The organism is Thioalkalivibrio sp. ALE14, from assembly GCF_000376845.1.
Taxonomy (GTDB): domain Bacteria; phylum Pseudomonadota; class Gammaproteobacteria; order Ectothiorhodospirales; family Ectothiorhodospiraceae; genus Thioalkalivibrio.
This window is the reverse complement of record NZ_AQXY01000021.1, coordinates 36,378-48,952: the sequence shown is the minus strand read 5'-3', so window position 1 is coordinate 48,952 and position 12,575 is coordinate 36,378. Positions and strand designations below refer to the sequence as shown.

General features: G+C 66.5%; 11 protein-coding genes. All 11 read left to right on the top strand.

Annotated elements, in window-relative coordinates:
- The first annotated feature begins 97 nt into the window (after nucleotides 1–97).
- The 11 genes from F572_RS0103070 (at nucleotide 98) to F572_RS0103020 (ending at nucleotide 12,534) form a co-directional block, all read left to right on the top strand.
- The gene (locus F572_RS0103070) at nucleotides 98–1,264 is read left to right on the top strand and encodes an aldo/keto reductase (protein WP_017941167.1); all 1,167 of its coding nucleotides are present in this window, start codon (nucleotides 98–100) and stop codon (nucleotides 1,262–1,264) included.
- A 132-nt stretch (nucleotides 1,265–1,396) separates the two neighbouring features.
- Nucleotides 1,397–2,986 carry a DNA mismatch repair protein MutS gene (locus tag F572_RS0103065; RefSeq protein WP_017941168.1) on the top strand — a complete coding sequence of 530 codons (1,590 nt, stop codon included), beginning with the start codon at nucleotides 1,397–1,399 and terminating at the stop codon, nucleotides 2,984–2,986.
- Nucleotides 2,987–3,351: 365 nt separating this feature from the next.
- Nucleotides 3,352–5,070: a biosynthetic-type acetolactate synthase large subunit gene (gene ilvB, locus F572_RS0103060; RefSeq protein WP_017941169.1), complete on the top strand. Its 1,719-nt coding sequence runs from the start codon at nucleotides 3,352–3,354 to the stop codon at nucleotides 5,068–5,070.
- 22 nt (nucleotides 5,071–5,092) lie between these two features.
- On the top strand, nucleotides 5,093–5,587 hold the full coding sequence (gene ilvN, locus F572_RS0103055; RefSeq protein ID WP_017941170.1) for an acetolactate synthase small subunit: 495 nt from the start codon (nucleotides 5,093–5,095) through the stop codon (nucleotides 5,585–5,587).
- Nucleotides 5,588–5,654: 67 nt separating this feature from the next.
- On the top strand, nucleotides 5,655–6,671 hold the full coding sequence (gene ilvC, locus F572_RS0103050) for a ketol-acid reductoisomerase (protein ID WP_017941171.1): 1,017 nt from the start codon (nucleotides 5,655–5,657) through the stop codon (nucleotides 6,669–6,671).
- Between the two features lie 61 nt (nucleotides 6,672–6,732).
- Nucleotides 6,733–7,407, top strand: coding sequence for a phosphatidylserine decarboxylase (locus F572_RS0103045; protein ID WP_017941172.1), 675 nt, complete (start codon nucleotides 6,733–6,735; stop codon nucleotides 7,405–7,407).
- Entirely contained in the window at nucleotides 7,404–8,228 is an 825-nt protein-coding gene (pssA, locus tag F572_RS0103040; protein WP_017941173.1) for a CDP-diacylglycerol--serine O-phosphatidyltransferase, read from the top strand. Before F572_RS0103045 ends, pssA begins: the two co-directional genes overlap by 4 nt.
- Nucleotides 8,229–8,232: 4 nt before the next feature.
- Nucleotides 8,233–8,970, top strand: coding sequence for a uracil-DNA glycosylase family protein (locus F572_RS0103035; protein WP_017941174.1), 738 nt, complete (start codon nucleotides 8,233–8,235; stop codon nucleotides 8,968–8,970).
- Between the two features lie 107 nt (nucleotides 8,971–9,077).
- Nucleotides 9,078–9,557: a ribosomal protein S18-alanine N-acetyltransferase gene (gene rimI / locus F572_RS0103030; protein ID WP_017941175.1), complete on the top strand. Its 480-nt coding sequence runs from the start codon at nucleotides 9,078–9,080 to the stop codon at nucleotides 9,555–9,557.
- A 174-nt stretch (nucleotides 9,558–9,731) separates the two neighbouring features.
- Entirely contained in the window at nucleotides 9,732–10,538 is an 807-nt protein-coding gene (locus F572_RS0103025; RefSeq protein WP_038034012.1) for a tetratricopeptide repeat protein, read from the top strand.
- Between the two features lie 403 nt (nucleotides 10,539–10,941).
- Nucleotides 10,942–12,534, top strand: a complete 1,593-nt coding sequence (locus F572_RS0103020) for a peptide chain release factor 3 (protein ID WP_017940863.1) — start codon at nucleotides 10,942–10,944, stop codon at nucleotides 12,532–12,534.
- Nucleotides 12,535–12,575 lie beyond the last annotated feature (41 nt).

Sequence of the window (12,575 nt, the reverse complement as noted above, 5' to 3'; positions counted from 1 at the left end):
GCGGTTTTTCGCAAATCCCGTCCGCTGACGTAGGATTCGCAGGCTTCCCGGGCCAACGGACCCGGCACGTTCGACCCGCGACTGATCGAGGAGACGCATGGAGCCCGTGCAGAAACTGATACCCGGATATGCCAATGCCAAGGCGACGCGTCGCTATGCGGAGCAGTTCGTGTCCGAGGGCAAGGCCGCCGAGGGGCATTACAGCGAGTTCTCGCGCGCCAAGATGCGCCTGTCGAGCCTGGGTATCGGCACCTTTGGCGGGGCGGCCACCGCGGAGGTGGATGCGCAGATCTCCGCGATCGTCGCGCGCGGGCTGGCCGAGGGCGTCAACGTGGTGGATACCGGCGCCCACTACCGCTACGGCCGGTCGCTGGCCGCGGTTGGGGCCGGCGTGCGCACGGCGCTGGAGGCCGGGGTCCCGCGCGAGGCGATGTTCCTGATCTCCAAGGGCGGGTTCCTGACCCTGCGTGGCGGACCGCCGGAGGACATGGAGGCCTGGTTCCAGCGCGAGATCGAGGCCCAGGGCATGGGTACGAAGGAGGACCTGGCCAAGGGCGCGCATCTGCTGACGCCGGAGTACCTCCACTACCAGATGGAGCTGTCGCGCTCGCTGATGGGAGTGGAGACGCTGGACGCGTTCCTGATCGACCAGCCGGAGGTACATATCCACGAGATCGGCAAGGAACCGACCAACCGCAAGCTGGAGCCGGTATTCGAGATGCTGGAGCGGGCGGTGCGCGAGAAGAAAATCCGGACCTACGGTATCTCCACCTTCGAGGGCTTCCGCGAGGAGACCGACGCGGCCGTGTTCCAGTCGCTTACGTCCATGCAGGGGCTGGCCGAGCGCGCCGCACAGACGGCAACCGGTGACGACCATGCGCGGCATCACTTCAAGATCGGGATGCTCCCGTTCAACCAGGTGATGCTGGAAGGCTTTACACGCTTCAACACGGCGACCGGGCAGGGCAATGTGGCGAGCCCGCTGCAGGCCGCGCACCAGCTGGAGGTGTACATGATCGCCTCGCACTCCATGCTGAAGGGGCACCTGGCGAAGCAGTCGGTGGAGGTGGTCGAGCAGCAACTTGGCAGTCTGCCCAATCCGGCCCAGCGCGCCATGCAGTTCAACCGGTCTACGCCGGGTCTGGGCACCTCGCTGGTGGGCATGAGCACGCCGGAGCACCTGGACGACATGCTGGCGGTGATGCGCGAGCCGATGATGGACAAGAAGGCCTATCTCGGCATGTTCAAGAAGGCCGAGGAGTAACCAGGATCCTCGCCCTTCGTGTAGGAGCGTGCTTGCACGCGAAGCCCCTGCCAAAGCTGGATGCGGGCAGAGGCTTCGCCGGCCAGCCGGCTCCTACAAGGTTCTGGTAGAGATTTCACACAAGGGTATGCCATGCAGGTTGATCTGAAGGCCCTCGAATTCCCCGCGATCCAGCGCCTGCTGGAGCGCCTGACCGCCACGCCCTATGGCGCCGACGCCGCGCGCGGGCTCGAGCCCGCGCCGAACCTGGATGCGGCCCGGGCCCTGCAGAAGGCGGTGACGGTCGCGCGCCAGCGTCTGGATGCCGGCACGCTGCCGCGGTTGGGACAGTTGCCGGACGTGCGCGCGGCGCTGCGCCAGGCGGGCAACCCCGGCTCGGCCCTGCCGGTGCAGGCGTTGCATAATCTGCAGACCATCATGCGCCATGCCCGCGAGCTGGCGGATCAACTTGCTGACACCCCGGAGATCTACCCGGCCGACCTGAACAAGCTGTATCCGCCCGAGGCGCTGGAAGAGCGCCTGTCCGCCTGCCTGAACCCCGGCGGCTCGCTGCGCGAGGATGCCAGTGCGTCGCTGGTCGAGGCCTTCGGACAGCGCGGGCGGCTGCGCGACGAGGTCGAGGCGGTGGTGAAAAAGCGCCTGGCCGCTTCCGATCTCGCGCAGAAGGGCGAGGACGCGCTGAAGGTGCAGTGGCACCAGGAGCGCGCGGTGATGGTGCTGCGCGGCGAGGCGGCCAATGCGGTCAAGGGCGTACGCCGGGGCACGGCCATGGGCGGGCGCGACCAGATCGTCGAGCCGATCGAGGCCGTGCCGCTCAACAACCAGCTGGATACGGTCAATAACCAGATCAACACCGAGCAGCAACGCCTTCTGCGCGAGCTGACCGACGTGGTGCGCCAGTACGGCGAACCGCTGGACCTGATGCTGACCGCGCTGACCTGGATCGATCTCGCCTCGGCGGCGGCGCAACTCTCGGCGCAGATGAATGCCCATGCCCCGCGGCTGGAGGCCGAGGCCGGCGTGGAACTGGTCGAGGCCTATCACCCGCTGCTGCTGTTGCAGTTCGCCGAGGGCAACGGCCCCCAGCCGGTGCCGCTGTCGATTCGTCTGGACGGCGAGCAGCCGCTGCTGCTCATCACCGGGCCGAACACTGGCGGCAAGACGGTCGCGCTGAAGACCCTCGGCCTGCTGGTCACCATGGCCTGGTGCGGGCTGCACATCCCGGCGGAGCAGGACTGCCGCATCGGGCGTTTCGACCAGGTGATGGTGGACGTGGGCGACAACCAGAGCCTGTTCCACCACCTGTCGACCTTTGCCGGACACGTCGAGGTCCTCAAACGCATCCTCGACCACGCCGGCCCCGAGAGCCTGATCCTGCTGGACGAGCTGGGTACCGGGACCGACCCGGACGAGGGCGCGGCCCTGGCGATGGCGATGCTGGACGAGCTGCGGGCCCGCGGCACGCGCGGGATCGTCAACACCCACCTGGCGCCGCTGAAGGACTACGCCGCGCAGCATGCGGGCATCGTCAACGCCTCGATGCAGTTCGACGCCGCGACCCTGTCCCCTACCTACCGGTTGCTGATCGGCGAACCGGGGGTCTCCTTCGGCCTGACCATCGCCGAGAAGAACGGCCTGCCGCCGCAACTGGTGGCGCGGGCCCGCGAGCACTTCGCCGAGCTGCCCACCGCGCAGGCAGGCGTCGACGCAGACCGCAGCTGACTCAGAGGGCACCCAGGGAGATTACTCGCTGCACTCGCCCTGCGGGCCGGCCTGCGGCCGTTCAACGCGCTCCGCGCTTTTGTGCCACGCCGCTGCGCGCCACGCGATGACGGTGCTCGCAACCCCGTCATTGCGAGGCCCCGCAGGGGCCGTGGCAATCTCGCGGGACCGGCAGGCCGGCGGGCTTGGCCAGCTTCGTTGGCAGGTGGCTAAATCGCTGGCTCCTCGCGACGTCTGCCGCGTGCCCATCCGCTTTATGGCGTGAAATGGGGGCGATTTCATATTAGGATGGTGGGCTATTTTGATTCGTGGTGTGTGATCGCCTGACGATCGTGCACAAGCCCCCGGTAAGGAAGTCGACCATCATGTCCGAGACCGCAAGTTCCTCCACCGCCATCACCGGCGCCGAAATCTTCTGCCGCAGCCTGCAGGCCGAGGGTGTCGAGGTCGTATTCGGTTATCCCGGCGGCGCGGTACTGCACATCTACGATGCGCTGTACCGGCAGGACAAGGTCTCCCACGTACTGGTGCGTCACGAGCAGGGCGCGGTACACGCGGCCGAGGGCTACGCAAAGTCCTCGGACAAGCCCGGCGTGGCGCTGGTGACCTCCGGTCCCGGCGCGACCAACGCGATCACCGGCATTGCCGACGCCTACATGGATTCGGTGCCGCTGGTGGTGTTCACCGGCCAGGTGCCGACCAGCCTGATCGGCAACGATGCCTTCCAGGAGGTTGATACCGTGGGGATCACCCGTCCCTGCGTGAAGCACAACTTCCTGGTCAAGGACGTGAAGGACCTGGCGACCACGATCAAGAAGGCCTTCTACGTGGCGACCACCGGGCGCCCCGGCCCGGTGGTGGTGGACATCCCGAAGGACGTGACCGCCGACAGCTGCGAGTTCGAGTACCCGGAGAGCATCCACATGCGCTCCTACAACCCGACCACGAAGGGACACACCGGCCAGATTCGCAAGGCGGTGGAGCTGATCCTGTCGGCCAAGCAGCCGATGATCTACACCGGTGGTGGCGTAATCCTGGGCAGGGGCTCCGAGGCGCTGACCGAGTTCACCCGCCAGCTGGGCTATCCGATCACCAATACCCTGATGGGGCTGGGCGGCTATCCGGCGTCGGACAAGCAGTACCTCGGCATGCTGGGCATGCACGGGACCTACGAGGCCAACATGGCCATGCACCACGCCGACGTGCTGATCGCCATCGGCGCGCGCTTCGATGACCGGGTGACCGGCAACATCGAGAAGTTCTGCCCGCACGCGAAGATCGTGCATGTGGACGTGGATCCGTCCTCCATCTCCAAGAACGTGAAGGTGGACGTGCCGATCGTCGGCGAGGTGGAGCCGGTACTGCGCGAGTTGATCAAGGGGCTCAACGAGAACGGCGGCAAGCCGGATGCCGAGGCCCTGGCGACCTGGTGGAAGCAAATCGAGGAATGGCAGGCGCAGGACTGCCTGAAGTACGACCAGACCTCCGAACTGATCAAGCCGCAGTACGTGGTACAGAAGTTCTGGGAGCTGACCGAGGGCGATGCCTACGTGACTTCCGATGTCGGCCAGCACCAGATGTGGGCCGCGCAGTTCTATCGCTTCGACAAGCCCAACCGCTGGATCAATTCCGGTGGCCTGGGCACGATGGGCGTCGGTCTGCCGTTCGCGATGGGCGTGCAGTTCGCGCATCCGGACGCGACCGTGGGCTGCATCACCGGCGAGGCCAGTATCCAGATGTGTATCCAGGAGCTGTCCACCTGCTTCCAGTACCAGCTGCCGCTGAAGATCCTGAACCTGAACAACCGCTATCTGGGCATGGTCCGCCAGTGGCAGGAGTTCTTCTACCAGGGCCGCTACGCCATGTCCTACATGGACGCCCTGCCGGACTTCGTGAAGCTGGCCGAGGCCTACGGCCACGTCGGTATCCAGGTTACCCAGCCCGGGGATGTCGAGGGTGCGATCAAGGAGGCCCTGGCGCAGAAGGAGCGCCTGGTCTTCCTGGACTTCATCACCGACCAGTCCGAGAACGTCTATCCGATGATCCCGGCCGGTGCCGGCCAGAACGAAATGATCCTGGTCTGAGCCGGGTACAGGGAAGAGCCGTATGCGTCATATCATCAGTGTCCTGCTGGAAAACGAAGCCGGTGCCCTCTCGCGGGTGGCCGGGCTGTTCTCCGCGCGTGGCTACAACATCGAATCGCTGACCGTCGCGCCGACCGACGACCCGTCGCTGTCGCGCATGACCATTGTCACCAGCGGCTCCGACGAGATCGTCGAGCAGATCACCAAGCAGCTGAACAAGCTGATTGACGTGATCAAGTTGCTGGACATGACCGCCTATCCGCACATTGAGCGCGAGATGGCGCTGGTCAAGGTGCGCGTCCCGGAGGCTGCCGACCGCGAGGAGGCCAAGCGCCTGGCCGACATCTTCCGCGGCCGGATCATCGACGTGACCCATGACACCTATGTGATCGAGATCACCGGCGAGGGGTCCAAGCTGGATGCCTTCCTCGAGGCGCTCCAGCCGTTCCCGGTGCTGGAGGTCGTGCGCTCCGGCGTCATGGGCATCGCCCGGGGCGACGTCAGCCTGCAAATCTGAATCCCCGGGTCCGGCCCCGGTTTCCGGGGCCGGACCCGTTTGTTTGCCCGATATCAAGGAAATTGCGATGAATCTCTACTACGACAAAGACGCCGATCTCTCCATCATCAAGGGCATGAAGGTGGCCATCATCGGTTACGGTTCGCAGGGCCACGCCCATGCGAACAACCTGAAGGATTCCGGCGTGGACGTGACCGTGGGTCTGCGCGAGGGCTCCGGCTCCCGCGCCAAGGCCGAAGAGGCCGGCCTGAAGGTGGCCGATGTCGACGCCGCGACCGCCGGCGCCGACCTGATCATGGTGCTGGCCCCGGACGAGTACCAGGCCGCGCTGTACCGCGATGTGCTGGAGCCGAACCTGAAGCAGGGCGCGACCCTGGCCTTCGCCCACGGCTTCGCGATTCACTACAACCAGATCGAGCCGCGCAAGGACCTGGACGTGATCATGATCGCGCCCAAGGCCCCGGGCCACACCGTGCGCTCCGAGTTTGTGCGCGGCGGCGGCATCCCCGACCTGATCGCCATCCAGCAGGACGCCTCCGGCAAGGCCCGTGACATCGCCATGTCCTATGCCTCCGCGATCGGCGGCGGCCGCACCGGCATCATTGAGACCACCTTCAAGGACGAGACCGAGACCGACCTGTTCGGCGAGCAGGCCGTGCTCTGCGGCGGGGCCGTGGAACTGGTCAAGGCCGGCTTCGAGACCCTGACCGAGGCGGGCTACGCCCCGGAGATGGCCTATTTCGAGTGCCTGCACGAGCTGAAGCTGATCGTCGATCTCATGTACGAGGGCGGCATCGCCAACATGAACTACTCGATCTCCAACAATGCCGAGTACGGCGAGTACGTGACCGGCCCGAAGGTGATCAACGAAGAGTCGCGCTGGGCCATGCGCGAGGCGCTGCGCAACATCCAGAACGGCGAGTACGCCAAGCAGTTCATCCTGGAAGGCGCGATGAACTACCCGTCGATGACCGCCAACCGTCGCCTGAACGCGGCCCACGAGATCGAGCAGGTCGGCGAACGCCTGCGCTCCATGATGCCGTGGATCAAGGCCAACCAGCTGGTCGACAAGTCCCGCAACTGATGCGGCTCCCCGCGGCGGGCGTTCCGGCCCGCCGCGGCCTTTCTTTCCTGCCGAGCGTCCGATGCTGTTTCCGCTAGCCCCCGAGGGTCGCCTGTTCGTGATCATCGCCGCGTGGATGGCGGTCGTCACCTTGCTGGTCGGGGAGGCGGAGCTGGGCCTGTTCATGGTGATCCTCACCGTGTTCCTGATGGCGCTGTTCCGCGATATGCGGCGCAAGGCCCCGGCACCAGCCCTGGGCGTGATCGCCCCGGCCGATGGCACCATCGAGTCGATCTCCGAGGCCCGTGACCCGTTCACGCAGAAGCCGGCGGTCTGCATCCGCCTGCGCCAGCGGCGGCTGGGCGAATACAACGTGCATGCCCCGCAGGAGGCCGAGATCCACGAACGGGTCTGGCCCGGCAAGGAGACCGACGAACCCCCGGACGCCCAGCTGGCGGGCCGCCTGGCCTATGCGCTGGAGACCGACGAGGGCACGCGGCTGACGCTGGCCCTCAGTGTCGATCACTGGCCGCGCATGATCCGCATGCAGAACAACGTTCCGGGCAACCGTCTCGGACGCGGCAAGCGCATGGGGTTCGCCGGCTTTGGTGGTACCTTCGAGGTGTGGCTTCCGGCGGGCTCGCAGGTCATGGTCGAGCCGGGCCAGCGCGTGCTGGCCGGATCTGCCCTGCTGGGCGGGTTGCCGGAGTCCGAAGCCACCGGGGAAAGCGAGGGGACCGTGGAGATGCTGCAATGAGCGCAGGGGACGAAGGCGACCGGCCGTCCGAGCCGGACTACATCGAGGGCGAGGATACCGTGGCGGACGACCAGCCACCGCATCGCCGCCGCCGGCGTGGTGTGTTCCTGCTGCCCAACCTGTTCACCACCGGGGTGCTGTTCTCCGGGTTCTTCGCCATCGTCTCCGCGATCAACGGCGAATACATCACCGCCGCCATCGCGATCTTCGTGGCCATGGTGCTGGATACCCTGGACGGGCGAGTCGCCCGCATGACCGATACCCAGAGCGAGTTCGGCGCGCAGTACGATTCGCTGTCGGACCTGGTCTCGTTCGGTGTCGCGCCAGCGCTGATCGTCTACCTGTGGCAACTGCACGACCTGGGCAATTTCGGCTGGGTGGCGGCCTTCTTCTTCGCCACTGCCGCCGCGCTGCGCCTGGCGCGCTTCAACAGCCGCCTCGCGGTTAGCGACAAGCGCTTCTTCCAGGGGCTGCCGAGCCCCGCCAGCGCCGCGATCCTGGTGGGCATGGTCTGGGTGCTGGAGGACTGGGGGATCCCCACGGAGCTCGCCGATCCGTACGTGGTTGGCATCCTGGTGGTGACCGTGCTCTCGGGTGCGGCGATGGTCAGCAACCTGACCTACTTCAGCTTCAAGGACATGGACTTCAAGCACCGGGTACCTTTCCTGGCGATTGTCGGGGTGGTGGTGGCGCTGATGCTGCTGGCGCTGGACCCGCCCAAGGTCCTGCTGGCGGGCTTCGTGATCTATGCCCTGTCCGGCCCGCTGCTGACACTGGAGCGCTGGCGCCGCCATCGTCGCCGTGCGCCCACCGGGGAATAGCCGCGTGACGCTGTCGGTGCGCCAGCGCCGCATCCTCGCGGACATGGGCATACCGGTATGGCGGTCGCGCCTCGCGCCCGCCCCGGATGCCGAAACGTCCTTTAGCGAAACCGGGGCCGCCGCGCCAGCCCCCGAAGCGGTGGCCGAGTGGGTGGATGCCGGCAGTGGGGCGCAGGGTGTTGCGGTCGAGACACTGGACTGGGAGGCCCTGGAGACGCGCGTACGCGGCTGCCAGGCCTGCGCCGAACTGGCGTGCGAGCGCACGCAGACCGTGTTTGGCGTCGGGGATCGCAAGGCCCGCTGGCTGTTCATCGGCGAGGCTCCGGGTGCGGAGGAGGATCGGCGTGGGGAGCCCTTCGTCGGCCGGGCCGGGCAGTTGCTGGACAACATGCTGCTGGCACTGGGCCTGGACCGCCATCACGACGTATTTATTGCCAACGTGCTGAAGTGCCGCCCCCCGGGGAACCGCGATCCGAAACCGGAGGAATCGGCAGCCTGCCGCGCCTACCTCGACCGCCAGATTGCCCTGATCCAGCCGGAGGTGATCGTCGCCCTGGGGCGGGTCGCGGCCCAGAGCCTGCTTGCCTCGGATGAGCCACTCGGGCGCATGCGCGGTGGGGATCATCGCTATCAGGGCGTGCCGCTGGTCGTGACCTACCATCCGGCCTACCTGCTGCGAAAGCCGGCCGACAAGGCGCGGGCCTGGCAGGATCTGCAACGGGCCCGTGCCTGCCTGACATAGCCTGAAAAATACTGTGGAAATGGGAACCCGCGCGGCATCGGCGGGCTCCCACACCACAGGAACCGTTCGTCCCTCGTCCCTTCACTGCTGCCGGAGAAGCCCGCGTCATGAGTGCCGAACCCCGCGTCCAGCCCGAGTTGCGCCGCATGGAGTCGGTCGATGTGGAGGGCGTGATGCGTATCGAGCGCGAGGCCTATGACTACCCGTGGACCGCCCGGATCTTCGAGGACTGCATCCGCGTGGGCTATGACTGCTGGATCCTCGAGGTGGACGGGCGCCAGGTGGGTCACAGCGTGCTCACCGTCGCCGCTGGCGAGGCGCATTTGCTCAACCTGACCGTGGATCCGCGCTGGCAGGGTAACGGGCTCGGCCGATTCATGGTCCGGCGCCTGTTCGACTATGTCTGCGATCAGGATGCCGAGGCCCTGTTTCTCGAGGTGCGCCCGTCCAATGTGGCCGCGGTCCAGCTGTACCGCTCCGAGGGCTTCGAGCATATCGGTACGCGGCCCCGCTATTACCCGCTTCCCAGCGGCCGCGAGGATGCCTGGGTGCTGACGCGTCGCTGCGCCGCACCCGCCGGCGCCTGAACCCCGGGTTCCCGCGCGGGTCGTGAACCCGTTCACAGGTTATGCGACGGTTTCCGGGATTTGGCCACGTTTTGTCGCCCTCGGTTCTCGTCCCGAGGGCTTCGCGTTGTGGCGGTTCGCCCCCCGGTCTATGATCAAGACCGGTATTCGCCCCGACACCGGATGAGGTTTCCCATGTCCCGATCCCTGCGTGCAATGTTCTTCTCGCTTCCGCTGGCCCTCCCGCTGCTGGTTTCCGCCGGTGCCGTGCAGGCCCAGCAAGCCTTTGGCTACGACGAGGCCGAGCGCCAGCAGGAACTGCTGGGCGTCTGGTACGAAATCCGCGAAAGCAATGCGCAGAAGGGCGATCCGGCCGCGATGTTCGACGTGGGCATGGCCAACTACTCCGGTCGCGGCACGGCGGTGGATCACGATCAGGCCGTGCGCTGGTTTGCCCGCGCCGCGGACGCCGATCATGCCGGCGCGCACTACTATCTGGGCTATCTCTTCGCCACCGGCAAGGGGGCCGCGGCGGATGCCGACCGCAGTCGCGAGCACTACACCCGCGCCGCCGAACTGGGACATGCCGACGCCCAGTACTGGCTGGGGAGCCACCTGGCCAATGGCGAACAGGATCCGGTGGCCGGCCTCGAATGGCTGACCAGGGCCGCGGACCAGGGCATGCCCGCCGCGCAGTATTACGTCGGCCTGCTGCACGAGAATGGCCAGGGCACCACGCGCGATGCGGCCGCGGCCGCTCGCTGGTACACCGCCGCGGCGGAGCAAGGCTACCGGCATGCCCAGATCGGACTGGGCCGCCTGCACCAGAACGGACGCGGGGTCGAACGCGACCTGGTCCAGGCCCACGTCTGGTACAGCCTGGCCCAGGACGAGGAGCGCATCGCCAGCCTCGAGGCCCGCATGAACAACCGCGATCTGGTGACCGCCCGCGGGCGTCTGGAAGAGCAGAACGCGGCGATCCAGGCGGCCGCCGCGCGCTGAGCCTGCAGCCGCCAGTCTGGCGCCGCACGACGGCCCCGGTTTCCGGGGCCGTTTTCGTGTCAGGGGCTGCCACCCTGAACCGGAGCCCCGGTTTCGCGTTAAGGAAACACTGATCAATGTACACGCTCGCGCTCGAGTCGCTTTTGCGTGCGAACAAGGCGCGGTGACTGCCGTGCAGTCATTCTGCACAAGGGAGCCGCAACGCCGTGCGCATGCAAAAGCGGCCGAGCCCCTTCGGGGTTGGCCCCCCAGGTTCCCCGATCCTGCGTTGCGGCCTTTGCCGGTAGATCCACTACCGGCTGCGCACCGCGCCTTGTCTCGGAAAACCTGGGGTGCCAACGCGAGGGTGTACATTGATCGGTGTTTCCTTAAACTTGCGGGCTGTTCCCAGCGGCCCGAATGCATGTCCTTTATCGAGGAAACCCGCCGACGCCGGACCTTCGCGATCATCTCGCACCCGGACGCCGGCAAGACCACCATGACCGAAAAGCTCCTGCTGTACGGCGGCGCGATCCAGCTCGCCGGTACGGTCAAGGGGCGCAAGTCAGCGCGCCATGCCACCTCTGACTGGATGGAGATGGAGAAATCGCGTGGCATCTCGGTCACCTCTTCCGTCATGCAGTACCCGTACAAGGGCCGCATGGTGAACCTGCTGGACACCCCGGGACACGCGGACTTCTCCGAGGACACCTATCGCACGCTGACCGCAGTGGATTCCGCGCTGATGGTCATCGACGCGGCCAAGGGCGTGGAGGAGCGGACCATCAAGCTGATGGAGGTCTGCCGGCTGCGCGACACGCCGATCATGACCTTCGTGAACAAGATGGACCGCGAGGGACGCGACCCGATCGAGCTGCTGGACGAGGTTGAGGAGGTGCTGAAGATCGAGTGCGCCCCGATCACCTGGCCGATCGGCTCGGGAAAGCGCTTCCGTGGCGTCTATCACCTCCGCCGGGACGCGGTGCATCTGTACGACCCCGAAGAGGGCGGCAAGAAATCCACCGGCGAGATCATCGAGGGCCTGGGCAACCCGCGCCTGGACGAGGTGCTGGGCGACCAGGCGCAGGAGCTGCGCGAGGAACTGGAACTGGTGCAGGGTGCCTCGCACGCATTTGACCCGGAGGCCTACCTGAGCGGTGCGCAGACCCCGGTGTTCTTCGGCTCGGCGATCAACAACTTCGGGATCGAGGAGCTGCTGGACGACTTCGTCGAGTATGCCCCGGGCCCGTTGCCGCGTCCGACCCACTCGCGCAAGGTAGAGCCGACCGAGGAGAAGTTTACCGGCTTCGTGTTCAAGATCCAGGCGAACATGGATCCGAACCACCGCGACCGCATCGCGTTCATGCGCATCTGCTCGGGCACCTTCGACAAGGGCGCCAAGCTGCGCCACGTGCGCATCGGGCGCGACGTGAAGATCCCGGACGCACTGACCTTCCTGGCCTCCGACCGCGAGCATGTCGAGACGGCGTATCCCGGCGACATCATCGGGATCCACAACCACGGCACCATCCGCATCGGCGATACCTTCACCCAGGGGGAGGATCTGACCTTTACCGGTGTGCCCAACTTCGCCCCGGAGCTGTTCCGCCGTGCGCAGTTGAAGGACCCGCTGAAGATGAAGCAGCTCGCCAAGGGGCTGCAGGAGCTGTGCGAGGAGGGCGCGACCCAGCTCTACCGTCCGCTGACCAACAACGACCTGATCCTGGGCGCGGTCGGCGTGCTGCAGTTCGACGTGGTCGCCGAGCGCCTGCGCACCGAGTACAAGGTCGAGGCGCAGTTCGAGAACGTGAACGTCCAGACCGCCCGCTGGGTCGAAAGCGATGATCCGAAGAAATTCGAGGAGTTCAAGGAGAAGGCCGCGGCCAACCTGGCCGTCGACCACGGCGGTGACCTGGTCTATATCGCCCCGACCCGGGTGAACCTGCAGATGGCGATGGAAAAGTGGCCAGAGATCCGCTTCGAGGCGACCCGCGAGCACGGCCAGCCGACGGAGTAGGTCGCCGGGCTCCGAACAGATCTTTCCCGGTGCGCGGCGTA